The organism is Candidatus Neomarinimicrobiota bacterium (genome assembly GCA_018651745.1).
GTDB lineage: Bacteria > Fidelibacterota > Marinisomatia > Marinisomatales > TCS55 > JAAZYX01.
In genome coordinates, this window is the sequence record JABIDL010000002.1 from 1 (window position 1) to 19,240 (window position 19,240).

Consider the following 19,240-nt stretch of genomic DNA (forward strand, 5'->3'; position numbering starts at 1 on the left):
AAACGCCTCAAGTGGTAATCGCGAAACAACCGATTTGATTTAACCCCAGAAAACAGAGGAGCGTAATCAAGGGGCAGTTATGCCCACATGATTGCTATTGTTTCCTGGGTGCTCGGTTTTTAGACCGGAATCAAAATCATATCAAAAATCAGTTGTTTCGCTCAATAATTTTACGGTAAATGATTCTAGAATTCAAGCACTTCCTCGGCGGACTCCTCAATACCACTTAAATATCCCAAATAAAATATTTCACAAGAGTATTTTTTATAGGGCAAAAACATTGATATATTTAAGATTACTTTAAACCCAATTTACATAATCATAGCTCGTAAGTGAGTCGTGCTCATTTGATAAAATCTTAAATAAAGAGAGAAAATTATGACCCAATCAAAAAAAATCGTTCTGGCTGTTACCGGAATTGTTTTAGTATCATTATTTTGGATTTACCGTGCATCAACGGCATCAGATCCTCAGGAATCCCTAATGATTGAATTTCTTTCATTAGAAGATATTGAAGATGCCGGATTAAACCGAGTTCGGTTAGGTGGAATCGTGGAGCCCGGTTCAATTCAAATCGGAAAAAAGAATCTACTAGACTGTCGTTTTACTTTGGCACAGGGTGAAGATATTGTTCGTGTCCACTATACTCAAACTCGTCCGGACCTTTTTGATGATGGTGCGGAGGTTATAGTTACCGGTGTGCTTGATGGTGATATTTTTGAAGCAGATGATCTTCAGACAAAGTGTGCTTCACGCTATGAAGGTGATCTGCGAGATGAATCTAGTTACCAGCTAGACGAACTAGACATATGACAGCGGTCGTAGGTGGATTTTCTCTAAACCTCGCTTTGGGGTTTGCTTGCCTTTCGTGCATCGCAATTCTTTTTTACGAAAAAACGAAAGATTACCGTCTTTTCCTGACGGCGCAGAGGCTAGCGTTAGGGACATGCCTTTTTGTAGTATTTTCTACCGTTGCTCTTTCAGTCCTGTTATTAAACAGCGATTTTGATGTCAACTATGTGGCACATTATACAAGTTTAGAGACTCCAAACATTTATAAAATATCAGCGCTTTGGGCCGGACAGGAAGGTTCACTACTTTTTTGGTTGTTTATCTTATCGTTGTATACCGGAGTTGTCATTATCCAAAATCGGTACCGCCACCAAACCATGATGCCATGGGTTATTCTGGTTCTTAGTATTGTCCAAGGATTTTTTCTAATTCTCACAAATTTTGTATCTAATCCATTTGCACCGACCGAAGCAAATTTTATTATAGCAAATGGGAACGGGCTGAATCCATTATTGCAAAATATCACAATGGCTATTCATCCACCCACGCTGTATTTGGGATATATCGGATTTACGATTCCTTTCGCATTTGCGATTGCTGCCATGGCAACCGGAGAAACAGGTTCAGTTTGGATTAGAGCTTCCAGAAGGTGGGCATTGGTTACATGGATGTTTTTGGGAATCGGAATTATTTTAGGTGGCTGGTGGGCATATCAAGAACTTGGCTGGGGTGGATACTGGGCGTGGGATCCTGTAGAGAATGCATCTTTTATGCCATGGCTTACCGGGACCGCTTTTATTCATTCCATTTTGATCCAGGAAAAAAGAGATATGCTCAAAGCATGGAATATGGTTCTGATTATTATCACGTTTGCTCTAGTCATTTTTGGAACATTTTTAACACGAAGTGGAGTTATGTCATCTGTGCATTCTTTTGCGCAATCTTCTTTGGGACCACTATTTTTAGGATTCGTATTTTTTATTTTAATTGCCTCTTTTCTCTTATTTGCTAAACGCTTTTCTCTTTTGAAATCTGATCGGAAAATTGGTTCAATTACTTCCAGGGAAAGTGGGTTTGTATTCAACAATGTCATATTCGTTATTTTATGCTTCGCAGTATTTTGGGGAACCATGTTTCCTGTACTTACCGAAGCCGTAAAAGGAACCAAAATAACGGTTGGGCCACCTTTCTTTATTCAAATTACCACTCCAATCGGGCTCGCACTTTTGTTACTTACAGGCATTGGTCCACTCCTTGCGTGGCGGCGCACTTCGAAACAAAGTTTTATTCGCAATTTTACAATTCCGGTTTTATCAGCTCTTATATTTGGCATAATTTTAATTGGTTTAGGATTATCCGGTACAAACGTAATGACAGGATCTTTGTCCTTGTTTGTTTCGGTTGCAATACTACTTGAATTTTGGCGGGCAATTTCCATCCGCCGAGCAAAACTCAGGGAATCCATTTTTTCTGCGTTATCGAAGATTATTATCCGAAACAGAAGTCGATACGGTGGCTACATTGCCCATCTTGGCATTGTGGTTATGTTTATCGGTTTTGCGGGGAAGACTTTTGATCAGGAAAGCGAATGGAGTATGAATGCCGGAGATGAAAAACATCTTGCGGGATTTCATTTTCGAATGAATAAAATTACTGAAGCTGAAAGACCAAACCATTATGCATGGATAGCGGATTTAACGGTAAAGGATGAAGCAGGTAAAACGATTACGCGCCTTAAACCAGAAAAGCGAATATATTTTCACAACAATCCAAATCCTGACCGCCGTCAGCCTCATAGTGAGCTTGATATTTATTCAACGATTAAGCAGGATATTTATTCGGTGTTTTCTGCAGTTGATCCAGATACGGAAACTGCATTCCTTAAAATTATGATCAACCCACTTGTCCGGCTGGTTTGGATTGGCGGATTCATTCTTGTGTTCGGAACATTAATTTCGTTATGGCCGGGGAAACAATTATTATGACCATACTTAGTTTAATTGTACTTGTCATAATTTTTGGGATTCCTGTGGGTTTTGCCCTTCAGCCACTTTTTGCTCCAAAGCTAGATATGATTTCGGAAGATCAAAATACCTTTGAAGCCAATGAGAGAAAAAAACAGGTTTTGTATCAGCAAATTAAAGAGCTGGAATTAGAATATGGTCTTGGATTGATTCCGGAAGATGAATATTCTGCAATGCGCCAAGAATTAAAACAGCATGTTGCAAATATTATGACGGAATTGAATCCTAAAAAATAACGATGCTTGAAGTTAGGAATCTTAAAAAATCATTTTTTCACAAACCAATTTTAGATGAAATTTCATTTACAATTCAAAAAGGGGAATCGGTTGCATTGGCTGGACCAAATGGCGCCGGTAAAACGACCTTACTCAGAATTATTGCCGGGATTGCTTCCTCGGATGCCGGGGATATAAACTGTTCTTTTAAACCTTTATTGTATATGGGACATGCGCCCGGCTTATATGCCGGTTTGTCCCTCCGAGAAAATGTGAAACTTTTTGCGGGTCTTCATCAACAACCTTTGGATCCAAACATCATGGAAAAAACATTTTCAAATTTTGGATTGGGAAATCATAGCCATAAACCAACACGGGTATTATCGCAAGGAATGCTGCAGCGCCTAAAACTTGTCATCGGTTCCCTTTTACATTGGGATTTTCTTTTGTTTGATGAACCATTCAATGCCCTTGATGAGGACGGACAATCCTTAGCAAAAACATTAATCAAAGAATGGGTTGCAAAACGGAAAACTATTTTATTTGTTGATCATAACAAAGCACGATCACATGAATTATCTTCGCGGCAGATCATTTTAAGCGGAGGACATATTCAGAAGGAAAATCAAGCCTAATGTTGGCATTCCTAGTTAAAAAAGAATTGCTGATGGAATTCCGTGCAAAAGAGTCCTTTTTAACAATGGCTGCGTTTAGTATGGTTGTGATTGTCAGTTTCTCTTTTTCATTTAATGTAAGTAGTGGACGGTTTGTTGAAATGACTCCAGGACTTTTTTGGGTTATGGTTTTATTTACGTCCGTACTTGGCCTTCAAAGATCTTTTGCATATGAGAGCGAATTTGATGCTTTTTCGATGCTTTTGTCGGCACCTGTTGACCGAGGATTAATTTTCCTTGCAAAATGGATCAGCGGGTGGATTGTATTGACCTTAATTGTACTGATTGCATTAATTCCATTTACTCTTTTTTTACGATTCACAATTCCTACAAATCCTCTAGTTGGCATCGGAATTATTTTATTGGGGAATGCGTCCATCATGTGTTTAGGAAGTTTTGTTTCAGGATTGGCAATGAGATCTCGACTGAGTAATGTGCTCGTACCCATTTTACTTTTCCCTCTTTTATCACCGGTTGTGATTGCATCGGTAAAATCTACAAGCGGTTGGATGAGAGGGCTTTCTTTCTCCACATGGGAAACATGGATCTTTGTCTTATCCTCATTTATTATCATATTCGGCTTGCTAGGTTACACTTTATTTAATCACATAACTGAAGAATAATGAATTTTTTCTTTTCAAACCGATCGAACCAACTATGGACTGGATCAGTTTTTTTGCTAATGGTTGTCAATTTTTATTCAATCATTTGGGGAACTCCAATGGTCCCGGATCAGGAATGGGCTCAGAAGATATTTTATCTTCATGTACCATCCGCTTGGGTTGGATTCTTTTCTTATTTTATTGTCATGATTGCCGGTATTTTATTCTTATCCAAGAAAGATCATAAATGGGACAGAGTGGGGCTCGCTGCAGCAGAAATTGGAACTTTGTTTTTAATCCTTGTATTAATTACCGGTCCTATTTGGGCCAAACCGATTTGGGGACGTGCCTGGATTTGGGAACCTCGATTAACCACTACGCTGGTCTTATTTCTTATATATATGGGATATTTTATGATCCGATCATTTGGAGATTATCCCGAGCGATCCGCTCGAACGGGGGCAGTCCTAGGAATCATTGCATTTGTTGATGTCCCTATTATTTTTCTTTCTGTAAAATTTTGGATTCCAGACATTCAATCCCATCCTCAGGTAGAAATGTCTAGCCAACCTTCCGGCATTTTACTTCCGTTTTTATTTTCAATGTTTTGTTTCACTGCAATGTATTTCCTTATGTTGCGGTATAGAATTCATATTTTATCACTGAAAAGTATTCGAGAGAAAAATGATCTATAAATTCCTACCATATTTTAGTAGTGTTTTAGTCATTGTGATTGGAACAATTTTAGGTTGGTTCATATTCCAATTGATCAAAGAGAAAAATATAATAAACAATAAATCGGAGTAGCATTAATGGGTAAAAAAATTGTACATGTTGTTGGAACAGGAACCATTGGCGAACCGCTAACCGGTCTTTTAACCGATTATCGGGAAGGTCTTGGAATTGATGAAGTGACCTTTCAAAAATACACACCCCTTCGTGAGGATAGATCTAAGGTGAATGACCTCGTTAGTCGGGGTGCAAAGCTGGCTGTTTTGGATGATCGAAAAGACAGGTTTACAGAATTAGGAATGCATCCTGAACTTGAGACAGAAGAAGCCATTCAGCGTGCTTCCGTTGTAATCGATTGCACCCCTGGCGGATTTGGTCATAAAAATAAGGCCAAATATTATGAAAAGTTTAAGGATGGTAAAGGGTTTATCGCTCAAGGAAGCGAAGATGGGTTTGGCAAGAAATATGCACGGGGAATCAATGATTCATCTTTGGTAAAGGGAGAAGATCAGTTTATTCAAATTGTATCTTGTAACACGCATAATGTATCCTGTATCACGAACACTTTAGTGTTAAATGGACAAGACCCAGGTAATTTAATTGAAGGGCGTTATGTATGTATCCGGCGAGCAACAGATATTAGCCAAAAAACTTCCATTGCATCACCGCAGGTAAATGAACATAATGATGAAGTGTATGGTTCTCACCATGCCAAGGATGCAGCGGCTCTTTTTCGGACATTGGATTTGGATTTAAACTTATTCTCATCTGCGATGAAAATTCCCAGTCAGTATATGCATATTTTATGGTTCAATTTAAAAGTTAAAGAGGCAACTACTTTAAATGAAATCATGGATAAACTGGAAGCAAATCCATTGGTTGCGCTTACGTCGAAAGATATGACTGGTACTGTTTTTTCTTTTGGACGAGACCATGGACATTTTGGAAGGATATTGAATGAAACTGTTGTTGTGGAACAAACTATGAATGTAAAAAATAATCACGAAATTACAGGTTTTTGCTTTACTCCTCAGGATGGAAATTCTCTTTTAAGCTCTATTTCTGCTACGGAATGGTTTCTTTATCCGGATGAGTACGAAGATAAAATCCAGTGCCTTTCTCATCTCATTTATCAGAATATTTGAGTTTAATTATTCAACCCGTTACAACGGGACCTTTTCAGGAAAATTCGTATTTAGTTGGCTTGGAACAGTCAAATGAATGTATCATTATTGATCCGGGCGACGAGCCGAATATCCTTCAAAAAGAAATCGATTCCTTTGGAAAACTGCTTGCTATTGTGTGCACCCATGCTCATTTAGATCATATCGGCGCAGTGTATGATCTTAAAAAAATCTATGATTGCCCGGTATACCTCCATGAGAACGATAAGTCGGTTTTAGACTCATATGAAGAATCCTGTTCTTTTTTTGGTTTGAACCCAAAACCTAAGCCGGATATCGATGAGTGGATTACTTCCGACAATGATCTCATCTTTAATGATCTTCCTCTGAAAGTTCTACATTCACCTGGGCATACGCCAGGAAGTACCTGCTTTGAAATAATGGGACACTTATTTTCAGGCGATACACTTTTTGCGGGATCTGTAGGAAGAACGGATTTGCCGGGTGGTGATTGGGATGAATTAAATATGTCTTTAATAAAAATAATGAAAACTTTTTCACAAGAAACGGTTGTGCATTCGGGGCATGGTCCGGAGACAACTATAAAATTAGAAATGCAACAAAACCCCTTTTTAATTCCTATCCTAAGCCATGTAGATTCCTGATTATGAAGGTGACCAAATATTTAAAGGATGCGAATAATACTTTGTTCAGTTTTGAAATCATGCCGCCCATGCGAGGTGGAAGTGCAGAAAAGATATTTTCGCTTGTTGATCAGCTTATGCCTTACAATCCACCATTTATTGATTTGACAAGCCGGTCGGCGGAAGTGTATTACGAAAATCGATCGAATAGTAATCCAATAAAACATGTTAAACGGAAGCGCCCAGGCACTATCGGATTAAGCGCTGCTATTAAAAATAGATATAATGTAGAAGCAGTTCCGCACATTCTTTGCAATGGATTTACGAAAGAAGAAACTGAAGATGCACTCATTGAATTAAATTATTTAGGCATTGACAATGTACTTGCAGTCCGTGGAGATGATCTTCGGAAAGTTCCGAAAAAATCAGACAAAAGAAGTAGAAATAAATATGCCTCAGATTTGGTAGAACAAATTGTAAAATTGAATCAAGGAAAATACCTTGAAGATTTGGATGATTCGAGTCCTACAAATTTTTGTATTGGTATTAGCGGATATCCGGAATGCCATTTTGATTCTCCTGATCCCGAATCGGATTTAAGGTACACTAAACTCAAAGTGGATCAGGGTGCCGACTATATTGTGACACAAATGTTTTATGATAATCAAGTTTATTTTGATTTTGTAGATCGTGCTCGTAGTGCGGGAATAAATGTTCCCATCATTCCGGGAATAAAAATTATTACCCTGGAAAACCATCTTGAAATTATTCCGGACATTTTTCATATTGATATTCCGGAAGTATTGCAGTCGAAGATTCGAGGTAAATCAAAAAATGAAATTGCCTCTGCCGGCATTGACTGGGCTATGCAACAAGTGCAAGAACTCGTTGATGCAAACGTACCTTGCGTTCATTTTTATATCATGTCATCTGCAAAAGCAGTGACAGAGATTGTATCCCAATTCTAAGAAAATTTGTATGGATTTGAATCATTCGTTTTTTAAACATCTTCAAGAATCAAACTTGATTCGAACAGGGTCCACGATCCTTGTCGCTGTTTCCGGTGGGCGCGATTCTATGGCATTATTGTATTTACTTAATTTAGTACAAGAACAGTTTCATTTTTCCCTACACGTCGGACATGTAAACCATGGTTTACGAGGTTTATCCGATGCTGATGCAAAATTTGTCGAAAGTCAATGTGTACAATGGGGAATTCCTTTTCATGGAATGAAACTTGATCCCTCTACCAAAGTTAGAAAAAAAAGTCCAGAAGCATGGGCTAGAGAAGAGCGATATAAAGTATTGAGAGATTTACTCAAGACTGTGAATGGAGATTGCATCGTTACAGCGCATCATGCGAACGATCAAGCTGAAACTATTTTGTTCAGACTTCAGCAAAAATCTGGATTAGATGGTTTAAGAGGCATTCATGAGAAGCAGGGGGAAATTATTCGACCGTTGCTTCGGTTTAATAGGAACGAAATTGATTCTTATATTCGTGAAAATTCTATTCCATATGTAGAAGATGAAACAAACGTTGACACATCTTTCCCACGCAACTTTATCCGCCACCAAATCCTAAAACCGTGGGACGAAAAAGATCCCTATTTCATTGACTCTTTAGTAACAATCAGCCAAGAATCAGATCAATTGGTTCGTTTTATGAACCAGATTACATCGGAGTTTATTAGCTCAAATGTTCGTTGCCAAAATGCTGGCAATTATGTTATTCAGTGCAACTCCCTTTCGTCGTTGCCGGATCTGATTCAATCAAGAGTCATCAAAACTCTAGCAGGATATTCGGTTACTCCTTGGCGAAAGTACCAATGGAAAGACCTCTCAAGATTTTTAATTTCCGCTGGCACTGGAGATATACTTACATTGCAGTCCGGATTCAGACTTCTTAGAGATAGAGACAATTGGATTTTATCAAACCAAAAATTTTCTTTCGGAAAAACTCTGATGAATCCGGGAGAATCTATTCAGGTAAATGATGTTTGTTTTGAATGGGACTGGACGTCTGCTAAAAGGGAATTTTCAAAAAATCCGATGACTGAGATTATTGATGGAAGCCTGCTCAAAGATAATGCTGCCATTTTAAGACATTGGAGATCGGGCGACCGATTTCAGCCATACGGAATGAAGCATTCTAAAAAATTAAGTGATTTTTTGACGGATGAAAAAATAAACCGATTTGATAAAGAAAACCAGCTTGTCCTTGAAGTGGGGAATGACATTATTTGGGTTTGTGGATTGAGAATTAGCAATCAGGTGAAGGTAACACGTCAGTCACAAGCATTTGTATCACTAACAATGGGATTTTCAGAAGTGTGAGAGAGATGAAATGGATCAATTTGAACTACTAATTTCTTCGGATAAAATTGCTGAAAAGGTGCAGGAAATTGCCACCGAATTGGATGAAAAATTCAAGGATGAAACGCCTATTTTTATAGGAGTTTTGAATGGAAGTTTCATGTTTATGGCTGATTTAATTCGTCAGATTTCTATTGATTGTGAATTGGATTTTATCAAATTATCTAGCTATCATGGTTCGAAATCCAGTGGTACAGTGAGATTGTTAAAAGATATTTCAGCTGACATTACCGGGAAACATGTTGTTATTGTTGAGGATATTGTGGATTCGGGCTTGACGATAGGATTTATAAAAGAAAGGATGTCTAAGGCAGACCCTGCTTCTCTTACACTAGTTACATTTTTACTCAAGCCGGACCTTGCAAAACTCGATTTCCCTATAGATATAGTCGGGTTTGAAATATCTCCTGAATTTGTTGTAGGTTACGGGTTGGATTATGAACAGAAATATAGGAACTTCGATGGAATATATCGTTTGAAGGAAGGGTTAGAAGATATTTAGGGACAAGCAATAATGGACAATAAACAAAAGAAAAACAATTCCAATCCTAACGGGTCAATGAAGCCCGGGAAGGATCACAATAAAAATTCAAAAAACGAGTTTCAATGGAAAAGAGCAGCTCGGACATCTTTGATTTGGGTTTTTATATTCAGCGCTGCATTATTTATGTCCAATCTTTTTACCAATGAAGGACAAAATAAATCTGCAATTACCTACAAGCAGTACCGCGAATTTCTTGAAGATAGGAAAATTGTAAATGTTGCTGTAGTGGATAAGATCATTACCGGAGAGTTGGCACCTCCTCAATCAATTACGACTGAAAGTGGAATATCAAAAGAAATTTCACAATTTGAAGTCATTCTTCCCTTTGTAGATAAAGAGGTAATGGCAGAATGGGAAGGGTATGGTGTAGAGTACACTTTTAAGGAACAAAGCCTTGACTGGACAGGCTATTTTTTAAATATCCTACCATGGCTACTTATAATAGGATTTTGGATTTTCCTCATGAGACGGATGCAAGGTGGCGGCGGCGGAATGAAAAGTATCTTTAATTTTGGCAAAAGTAGAGCCAAGATTTGGACGTCTGATAAACCAAAAGTCACTTTTGACGATGTTGCCGGATGTGTGGAAGCCAAAGAAGAATTGAATGAAGTTATAGATTTTTTGAAGAAACCAAACCGTTTTCAGAAATTGGGGGCTACTATTCCTAAAGGTGTTCTTTTAGTCGGCCGCCCGGGGACAGGAAAGACATTGCTTGCCCGCGCTGTTGCCGGAGAAGCAGGTGTTCCGTTTTACAGTTTAAGTGGCGCAGATTTTGTGGAGATGTTTGTTGGTGTTGGTGCGTCTCGTGTTCGGGATCTTTTTGAAGAAGGCAAAAAAACTGCTCCTTGTATTATTTTTATTGATGAACTAGACGCTGTTGGCCGTCAACGAGGTGCTGGTCTCGGTGGAGGACATGATGAACGGGAGCAAACATTAAATCAATTGCTGGTTGAAATGGATGGATTTGAACCCCATCAAAATATCATAATAATGGCTGCGACCAACCGTCCTGATGTATTAGACCACGCATTACTGCGGCCGGGTAGATTTGACAGGCAAGTTGTTGTTGATGTTCCGGATGCGCAGGGTCGATTGGGTATATTAAAAGTCCACGCAAAAAAAATAGTATTAAATAAGAGAAAAGTTAAATTAATGGATCTCGCAAAAGGAACTCCCGGATTAGTGGGCGCCGATCTTGCAAATATCGTAAATGAAGCAGCACTTTTGGCTGCACGAAAGCGGAAGAAATCTGTGGATATGTCTGATTTTGATGAAGCGAAAGACAAGGTTATGATGGGAGTCCAAAGGAAAAGCGTTATTTTGTCAGAAAAAGAAAAAGAGCTAACAGCATATCATGAGTCTGGACACGCTTTGGTTGCCATGAAAACACCCGGCGCCGATCCTGTTCATAAGGTGACGATTATACCTCGCGGACAAGCGCTTGGACTCACGATGCAGCTTCCTATCAACGAGCAACATACCTACAGAAAAAAATATATTGAGGGGATGTTAAATGTTATGATGGGTGGTCGTGCCGCTGAAATGATAATTTTTAAAGAAATGACTACCGGCGCAGGAGATGATATTGAGAAAGCAACCAACATTGCCCGAAAAATGGTTTGCGAATGGGGAATGAGTGGAAAACTAGGCCCCATGACCTTTGGAAAGAAAAATGAAGAAGTATTTTTAGGTCGAGATTTTCATTCTCAACATAATTATAGCGATGAAACTGCAACGTTGATTGATGAGGAAGTTGTGAAAATTATTCGAAAAGCAGAATCAAATGCAGATCAGATTTTATTGAAAAATTTGGACATGCTACATTCGATGGCAAAAGAACTCCTGAAGCATGAAACGCTTGATGCATCTGATATTGAGAAAATATTGGATGGTAAATCGATTCGCCGTTCTAAAAATGGTTCGGCTAAACCCAAAACGGGTAAGCGGAAAAATCCTTCGGTTAAAAAATCCCCTAAAAAAACATAATAGTCCAATTTTTATTTATTTTCTTCAGCTTCATTGATCTTTTTTGAGGCAAAATAATTCCTGTTTACGCTCGTAATTTTAAACATGAACGAAACTCAATTTAAATCATGGATCCAATTGGACAATAAACCTTCTCTTGTAATGGGGATTGTGAATGTTACCCCGGATTCATTTAGCGACGGCGGGAAATACATCGAGCCTGAAAAAGCAGTTGCCCACGGATTGTCCCTCATCGAAGAGGGCGCCGACATTCTTGATATTGGTGGTGAATCTACGCGTCCTGGTTCGGATATTGTTTTGGTGGAAGAGGAATTAAATCGTGTCATTCCTGTTATTAAGGGAATCAGGAAAAAATCAAATTGTCTTATTTCAATTGATTCCATGAAACATGAAGTTGTTTCAGCTGCATTAAATGCCGGATCAGGAATGGTAAATGATGTGAATGGGTTAAGGTCGGGGGAGATGAGGAAAGTGGTGGCAGAAAGATCCGTACCTGTTGTAATTATGCACATGAAAGGTTCACCCAAAACAATGCAAATTGACCCAACCTATCGTAATATGATTAACGATATTGCATCATTTTTACAAAACCAAATTGATGCCGCCGTACAAGATGGTGTAAGTTCAGATATGATAATTGTTGATCCGGGTATAGGCTTTGGGAAAACACCCGATGATAATTTTAAACTACTGAGACGGTTAAACACTTTTTTATCTCTAGGAAAACCCATTCTCGTCGGTCCTTCACGTAAATCATTTCTTGGGATTGCATTAGATCTTTCCGAGCAAAATCGGATGGAGGGTACGTCTGCTGCAGTAACCGCCGGCATTTTGAATGGCGCCAATATTGTGCGAGTTCATGATGTAAAAGAAATGAAACGGGTTGCCACAATTGCAGATCATATACGGGGCATTGCCTAATGATAGAAATATTTAACATCGGTTTTTTATCAGTCACATTTATGGATGTGATTGACCTTGCGCTCGTTAGCTGGCTTTTTTACAAAGTGTACCTATATTTTCACGGGACTCGTGCAGGTCAGATGCTGGTAGGTTTGATTATTTTGCTTATCATATCGTTTTTGTTTAATGCATTTGGATTAAGCGCATCATCATGGCTTGTTAATCAATTTCAAACAGTTTGGGTAGTTGCGTTTGTAATATTGTTCCAGCCGGAGTTACGGCGGCTTCTTATTTATGTAGGTCAAACTCGGTTTTTTCAGAAAATTTTCCGCGTAGGGTCAAGTCGTACCATTGAATCTCTTGTTGAGGCATCTCAGTCCCTTATGAAAAAGGGTTGGGGCGCCCTCATTGTGGTTCAGCGAGAAACCGGGCTCAGAACCTATAAAGAAGCGGGTACTCCGTTGAAAGCAGAAGTATCTGCACCGTTGCTTGTTTCCATTTTTAATCCCACTTCACCGCTTCACGATGGTGCGATCATTCTTCAAAATAATATAATCGAAGCTGCCTCCTGTATTTTACCGCTTACCGAAAGTAAAATGATTGATCCGGAAATGGGAACACGTCACCGTGCCGCCCTTGGACTAAGTGAAGAAACAGACGCAATAGTGATTGTTGTATCCGAAGAAAAGAAAAATGTGACTGTTGCCGAAGAAGGCCGATTCGTAAAACTTAATATGAATGAAATGGATTTCCGGAAATACCTAAATGAACGCCTGTTCATTTCGTCCGGTGATTGAATAACCATAAACTTTTAATCGGTTTTTCAGTTATTCGAAAAGAGGTGTAGATTCGTCCTATGGATTTATCAGAACTAAAAGAAGTTTTTCAAAACACCCGGGAACGCTATCTAGAGTTTAGGAGGTATCTTTGACTTGGATGCTTTGCAGTCGAATTTAAAAAAACACCGTGAATTATCTCTTAAAACGGATTTTTGGTCAAATAATGCCAAAGCTTCCGGTACACTAAAACAAATATCCCGAATTGAAAAAGAAATTGAACTTTGGCAAAACCTGAATCTATTGAATGATGATATTGAAGTCTTGTTCGAATTTGGAGATGCAGGTGAATCAACATCTGAAGAAGTGAGCGCAGAACTCAAAAAATTTACTACCCGCGTAGACGATCTTGAACTAAGACTGTTGCTTAGCGGCGAGCAGGATGATAAAGATGCCATTGTTACCATTCATCCCGGTGCCGGCGGAACAGAAAGTCAGGATTGGGCTGACATGCTTTACAGAATGTACACGCGGTGGATTGAGAAAAAAGACTTCTCCAAAAATGTCTTGAGTTATCAAACAGGTGACGAAGCAGGTATTAAGGATGTAACATTTGAAGTTAAAGGTGATTTTGCGTATGGGTTACTTAAATCCGAAGCAGGGATTCACCGCCTTGTTCGTATTTCACCCTTTGATTCGAATCATAAACGACATACATCATTTGCATCGGTATTTGTGTATCCATCTATAGATGAAGAAATTGAAATTGACATTGATCCAAACGAACTCCGGATCGACACGTATCGTGCCAGCGGCGCGGGCGGACAACATGTAAATAGGACGGATTCCGCTGTCAGGATTACACATGTGCCAACCGGCATCGTGGCTACGTGCCAAAATGAACGATCTCAGCATAAAAATAAATCGCAGGCGATGAAAGTGTTGAAGTCACGATTGTACCAACTTGAATTGGAAAAAGAAAAAGAAGCAATGAAGGAATTGGAAGGCGAGAAAAAAGATATTGGCTGGGGAAGCCAAATCAGGTCGTACGTATTTCATCCTTATATGATGGTAAAGGATCATCGAACTAAGGAAGAAACTGGGAATGCGCAGGCTGTTATGGACGGCGACCTTGACCGATTTATGAGAACATTTTTAATGAGTGAAGTTTCAGAACATCAGAAAAAATTAACGGGATAAAAAAATGAGTGACGAAAAGAAAAGTTTAAATGAAATTATGAAATTTCGAATGGAAAAACTGAATTCCCTAAGAGAAGCCGGAGTTGACCCTTATCCGCATAATTTTGAACCAACACATCATAGTCGTGAAATCCATGAGGACTATTCAAAATATGAAGGCGAAACTGTTACGGTAGCAGGACGAATAATGTCTATGCGGAAAATGGGGAAAGCATCTTTTTTTAATGTGCAAGATGGGGTTGGGCGAATCCAGATTTACATTAAAAAGGATGAAGTTGGAGAAGACTCGTATGCTCATTTCAAACTATTGGATATTGGAGATATTGCGGGTGTGACCGGCAAAGTCTTCAAAACAAAAACTGAAGAAACATCCATTCATGCGGCTGCGTTAACTGTACTTGCAAAAAGCATCCGACCCATTCCGGTTGTGAAAGAAAAAGAAGGCGAAGTGTTTGATGCATTTGCCGATAAAGAATTGCGGTATAAAAATAGACATTTGGATTTAATTGTCAATCCGGAATCAAAAGAAGTGTTTGTAAAACGGACGAAAATTATCCAGGCAGTTCGGTCATTTTTAGATGCGCAAGGATTTTTGGAAGTAGAAACGCCGGTACTTCAACCCATCTATGGTGGTGCGAATGCTCGCCCGTTTACGACACATCACAATGCGCTGGATCGACAGCTTTATCTTCGGATCGCTGATGAACTTTATTTGAAGCGTCTCATTATCGGTGGATTTGAAAAGGTGTACGAAATTGCAAAAGATTTCAGGAACGAAGGAATGGACCGGAACCACAATCCGGAATTTACGATGCTTGAATATTATCAAGCATACGCCGATTATGAGGACAATATGACGCTGGTGGAATCCATGTTTCGCGCAGCGGCGGTGGCTGTTGGACCTTTGAAGATTTCTTGGCAGGATATTGAAATTGACCTTTCTAAAACGTTTACCCGGAAACCGATGTTTGAATTGCTACAGGAAAAACTCGGGGAAGATATTTCCGAAGCTAACGAAGATGAACTTAAAACTATTTGCAAAGCTCAACGCCTTGAAGTGAGTGAAGATTCAAATTATGGCCAGCTTTTAGATGAGCTCATGAAACGCCTCATTGAACCAGACCTACTGCAGCCGACATTTGTAACGGATTACCCGCGGGCAATTTCGCCACTTGCGAAAGTGCACAGAAATGGCGACCCGAATATGGTAGAGAGGTTTGAGTTGTTTATTGGAGGCGCGGAATTTGCCAATGCATTTTCTGAATTGAATGATCCAGTTGACCAGCGGAAAAGGTTGGAGGCGCAAGCCGAACTGAAAGAAAAAGGAGACGAAGAAGCCCAGCCGGTAGACGAAAATTTTATCCAAGCGATGGAATGCGGCATGCCGCCAACCGGCGGTGTCGGCATCGGTATGGACCGCCTCGTAATGCTGCTAACCGATCAGCGGTGGATTCGCGATGTTATATTATTTCCAATTATGCGGTCGTCAGGAGACGATTAAATCGAATCCCGGCTTATGGGTTCCGGGAGTAATTGTAAATGCAATTTTCATTTAAGATAGCACTTAGATATTTAAGAACACCCGGGATTAAAACCTTTTCATCCTTTGCCGGGATTTTTGCTATGATTGGGTTATCCATCGGCGTTGCCTCTTTGTTACTGACATCTGGCATTCTCAATGGATTTGAAAAAGTATTATCCGAAAAAATATCCGATTTTGATGGAGATATAAGAATTCAACATTTTTTAAACCATCCACTCAACCGGAATAGCGCGGAAATGGAAATGGCGAAAACTATATTAATGAATCGCGACCCGCGCGCAGAATTGCGAGCATTCATCCAAAATCCCGCACTGCTTCGTATCGGGAAAAAAGCAGAAGGAGTTTTGGTGGAAGGGATCGAATCCGGAAGTACTCTGCCGACAGCTGCACAATTGCTGGTTGAAGGCACGTGGATCCAATCTGAATCCGAAATTATTATAGGAAAAACACTTGCTGACAAATTTGATTTATCCGTTGGGCAATCAGTTGTGTTATTTGATATGGCTTCTATTTCGGGATCTTTGGGTTACCGCCGCGCAAAAACATTTACCATTTCCGGGTTCTTCCACTCCGGGCTTCAGGAATATGATAAATCACTAGTATTCACAAATTTATCTTCAGCGGGGGCGCTATTTAAGTACGATAATAATGTATCCGGGTGGACGACTCACGGTACCAATCCGGACCAAGTAGAATCGATTGTAGCTACGCTGGACGAAAAATTGCCGTACCCATACTTTACGCAGTCCTTTATTGATAAACATTATATACTGTTTCAGTGGATTAAAGTGCAGCAGTGGCCTATTTACATTTTGTTTGGGCTGATTACTTTGGTTGGCTTAGTAAATATCATATCGGCATTGTCTATGGTTGTGTTGGAGAAAATTAGCAATATGGGAGTTTTGCTCGCTCTTGGCATTCCAAAAAAAGGATTACGCGCGATATTCCTAATGAAAGGGATGTTGATTGGATTTGGCGGCGCTATAATTGGATGCGTACTGGCCTTTGGAATCGGCTATTTACAATCTGAATTTGGACTCATTCCTATTCCGGAGGATGTCTATTTCATGGACAAGATTCCGATAGATTTCAGCCTGAAATCCACCGCAATCATTCTCGGTTTTGCTGTACTTGGTTCTGCTCTGGCATCTTTTTGGCCGGCCTCATCCGCTTCAAACTTAAAACCCTCAAGTGTATTGCGTTACGAATGAAGCTAAATTTAAAACTCGCATCAAGATTCCTTTTAAGCCAGAGAGAAAATAGGCCGGGGAAATTATCGGCTTGGATTGCCGTAATTGGTCTTTCGGTTGGATGTTTTTCCATGATTGTTGCTACGGCGGTGCTGAGGGGATTTGAGGAAAAAGTAACCGAACGACTGGCATCCATCGAAGGCGATTTGCGCATCACCGGATTTAATTCAGAAGGCGAAATTTCCAACGCTTTTACGGTATTATCTCAACAAAAATCTGTCAAATCATTCGCTGGATTTATGGAACGAAAAGGATTGATTACGTTTGACGGAAAATACCATAAAATGGTCACGATGAAGGCGCTAGACATGTCACAGTTAGAATCAGTTTACGGTATTTCAATATCCATTGCAGAAGAAACTTATGGAATTGCAGTGGGAAAACATCTCGCACAACGACTCAATGCAGGCATCGGCTCAGAATTGAGTTTGCTGAGTCCCGTGGACCAACCTGCATTGTTCGGACTTCCGCTATCACAGAAAGTTGTGATTTCTAATATTTTCCAAACTGATGTGCTTGATTATGATGACAGGCTCGTGTTTATTCCATTGGCCGTCGGCAAGAAACTGTTTACAAGAAAACAACTTTTGGATGGCATTGACGTCCGCTTGACCTCCGGTGAAAATGTAAAAAAAGTACAACTCGCTCTTACGCAAATCTTTCCACAATCGCTTTCTGTTACAACATGGGAATCGGCGCATCCGAGTTTACTGAATGCCATGAAACTGGAACGTATCGGCGCATTGGTTGTCCTCAGCCTTATTATCATTGTTTCCGGGTTTAACCTGGCATCAACTCTATTTCTCATTATCATCCGGAAGACAAAAGAGTTTGGCATCTTAAGAGCAATGGGGCTACCGCAGGCAAATGTTCGCTCGATCATATTTACACAGGGAATACTGATCGGTTTTGTAGGTATTGCTGCCGGGTCCACCTTTGGGTTAATTTTGGTATGGACTCAGCAAGCCATCGGATTCATTCCGCTGCCGTCCGATATCTATTTTCTAGATTCTGTCCCTATGATATTGTTGTCGGCTGACGTTTTTTGGATTATAGCGATTTCGTTGATTTTAATTCTTGGATTTATTATCATTACCTCATGGAAAGCAAACAGAATGCCCTTATTTGAATCTTTGCAATACGAAAAATGATTTTATCCGCAGATAACATATCCAAATCATTTTCAAAAGGATCGGAAACAATTTCTGTATTTCAGGACCTTAATTTGGTAGTAGATGCCGGTGATCTTATTACAATAATGGGTCCATCGGGTGCTGGGAAATCTACCTTGCTTAATGTACTTGGTACGCTGGATACACCGGATTCAGGGACCGTGTCCATTCACGGGAAAAACACAAACGGCCTGAATGACGCAGACCTTGCAGCGGTGAGGAATACGTCCATGGGATTTGTATTTCAATTCCATCATTTACTTCCTGAATTCACCGCGTTGGAAAATATTGTAATCCCCGCTGAGATCAACCCAAGACAGGATTCACCTAAACAAAAAGCGTTGGAACTATTGGATTATGTCGGACTTTCGGATCGAAAAGATCATTATCCGTCCGAACTCTCCGGAGGTGAACGATCCCGTGTGGCGGTGTTGCGTGCGCTCATCAATAATCCGGAAATCGTGTTTGCGGATGAACCGACAGGAAACCTTGATGCGGAGAACGCAAAAAAATTAACAGAACTGATTCAAAAGCTGCACAAGGATACACATAAGGCATTTGTGATTGCAACGCATAATGCAAATGTCGCGGACATCGGAACGCGCAAATTGGTATTAAAAGATAGACGACTTTCTGAAAGTGATGTAATTTAGAGGGAAGAAAAAATAGATTAACCAACAAAA

At 39.8% G+C, this 19,240-nt stretch carries 19 protein-coding genes; all 19 read left to right on the forward strand.

Translation table 11 applies throughout. The features are described from left to right. Positions 1 to 378 precede the first annotated feature (378 nt). Positions 379 to 813, forward strand: a complete 435-nt coding sequence (locus HOD97_00120; GenBank protein MBT4280019.1) for a cytochrome c maturation protein CcmE — start codon at positions 379 to 381, stop codon at positions 811 to 813. Further along, complete coding sequence (locus HOD97_00125) at positions 810 to 2,777, forward strand: heme lyase CcmF/NrfE family subunit (GenBank protein MBT4280020.1); 1,968 nt, start codon at positions 810 to 812, stop codon at positions 2,775 to 2,777. Before HOD97_00120 ends, HOD97_00125 begins: the two co-directional genes overlap by 4 nt. Continuing rightward, complete coding sequence (locus HOD97_00130) at positions 2,774 to 3,052, forward strand: hypothetical protein (GenBank protein MBT4280021.1); 279 nt, start codon at positions 2,774 to 2,776, stop codon at positions 3,050 to 3,052. Before HOD97_00125 ends, HOD97_00130 begins: the two co-directional genes overlap by 4 nt. 2 nt (positions 3,053 to 3,054) lie before the next feature. After that, positions 3,055 to 3,666, forward strand: a complete 612-nt coding sequence (locus HOD97_00135; GenBank protein MBT4280022.1) for an ABC transporter ATP-binding protein — start codon at positions 3,055 to 3,057, stop codon at positions 3,664 to 3,666. Further along, entirely contained in the window at positions 3,666 to 4,328 is a 663-nt protein-coding gene (locus HOD97_00140; GenBank protein MBT4280023.1) for an ABC transporter permease, read from the forward strand. Before HOD97_00135 ends, HOD97_00140 begins: the two co-directional genes overlap by 1 nt. Continuing rightward, complete coding sequence (ccsA, locus tag HOD97_00145) at positions 4,328 to 5,002, forward strand: cytochrome c biogenesis protein CcsA (protein MBT4280024.1); 675 nt, start codon at positions 4,328 to 4,330, stop codon at positions 5,000 to 5,002. The genes HOD97_00140 and ccsA overlap by 1 nt, the downstream gene beginning before the upstream one ends. Positions 5,003 to 5,119: 117 nt before the next feature. Continuing rightward, positions 5,120 to 6,184, forward strand: a complete 1,065-nt coding sequence (locus tag HOD97_00150; GenBank protein MBT4280025.1) for a hypothetical protein — start codon at positions 5,120 to 5,122, stop codon at positions 6,182 to 6,184. Beyond that, positions 6,181 to 6,828 carry an MBL fold metallo-hydrolase gene (locus tag HOD97_00155; protein MBT4280026.1) on the forward strand — a complete coding sequence of 216 codons (648 nt, stop codon included), beginning with the start codon at positions 6,181 to 6,183 and terminating at the stop codon, positions 6,826 to 6,828. Before HOD97_00150 ends, HOD97_00155 begins: the two co-directional genes overlap by 4 nt. Positions 6,829 to 6,830: 2 nt before the next feature. Then, positions 6,831 to 7,775: a methylenetetrahydrofolate reductase [NAD(P)H] gene (locus HOD97_00160; protein ID MBT4280027.1), complete on the forward strand. Its 945-nt coding sequence runs from the start codon at positions 6,831 to 6,833 to the stop codon at positions 7,773 to 7,775. Between the two features lie 10 nt (positions 7,776 to 7,785). After that, entirely contained in the window at positions 7,786 to 9,144 is a 1,359-nt protein-coding gene (tilS, locus tag HOD97_00165; GenBank protein ID MBT4280028.1) for a tRNA lysidine(34) synthetase TilS, read from the forward strand. A gap of 10 nt (positions 9,145 to 9,154) precedes the next feature. Then, positions 9,155 to 9,685, forward strand: coding sequence for a hypoxanthine phosphoribosyltransferase (gene hpt / locus HOD97_00170; GenBank protein MBT4280029.1), 531 nt, complete (start codon positions 9,155 to 9,157; stop codon positions 9,683 to 9,685). A gap of 57 nt (positions 9,686 to 9,742) precedes the next feature. Then, entirely contained in the window at positions 9,743 to 11,713 is a 1,971-nt protein-coding gene (locus tag HOD97_00175; GenBank protein ID MBT4280030.1) for an ATP-dependent metallopeptidase FtsH/Yme1/Tma family protein, read from the forward strand. Between the two features lie 84 nt (positions 11,714 to 11,797). After that, the gene (folP, locus tag HOD97_00180) at positions 11,798 to 12,634 is read left to right on the forward strand and encodes a dihydropteroate synthase (GenBank protein MBT4280031.1); all 837 of its coding nucleotides are present in this window, start codon (positions 11,798 to 11,800) and stop codon (positions 12,632 to 12,634) included. After that, entirely contained in the window at positions 12,634 to 13,413 is a 780-nt protein-coding gene (locus tag HOD97_00185; GenBank protein MBT4280032.1) for a TIGR00159 family protein, read from the forward strand. The genes folP and HOD97_00185 overlap by 1 nt, the downstream gene beginning before the upstream one ends. 126 nt (positions 13,414 to 13,539) lie before the next feature. Next, positions 13,540 to 14,592 (forward strand): peptide chain release factor 2, encoded by a 1,053-nt coding sequence (locus tag HOD97_00190; protein ID MBT4280033.1) that lies wholly within the window; start codon positions 13,540 to 13,542, stop codon positions 14,590 to 14,592. Between the two features lie 4 nt (positions 14,593 to 14,596). Next, positions 14,597 to 16,093 carry a lysine--tRNA ligase gene (lysS, locus tag HOD97_00195; GenBank protein MBT4280034.1) on the forward strand — a complete coding sequence of 499 codons (1,497 nt, stop codon included), beginning with the start codon at positions 14,597 to 14,599 and terminating at the stop codon, positions 16,091 to 16,093. 38 nt (positions 16,094 to 16,131) lie between these two features. Then, on the forward strand, positions 16,132 to 17,346 hold the full coding sequence (locus tag HOD97_00200; GenBank protein MBT4280035.1) for an ABC transporter permease: 1,215 nt from the start codon (positions 16,132 to 16,134) through the stop codon (positions 17,344 to 17,346). Next, entirely contained in the window at positions 17,343 to 18,536 is a 1,194-nt protein-coding gene (locus HOD97_00205; GenBank protein ID MBT4280036.1) for an FtsX-like permease family protein, read from the forward strand. The genes HOD97_00200 and HOD97_00205 overlap by 4 nt, the downstream gene beginning before the upstream one ends. Then, positions 18,536 to 19,210, forward strand: coding sequence for an ABC transporter ATP-binding protein (locus tag HOD97_00210; GenBank protein MBT4280037.1), 675 nt, complete (start codon positions 18,536 to 18,538; stop codon positions 19,208 to 19,210). Before HOD97_00205 ends, HOD97_00210 begins: the two co-directional genes overlap by 1 nt. Positions 19,211 to 19,240 lie beyond the last annotated feature (30 nt).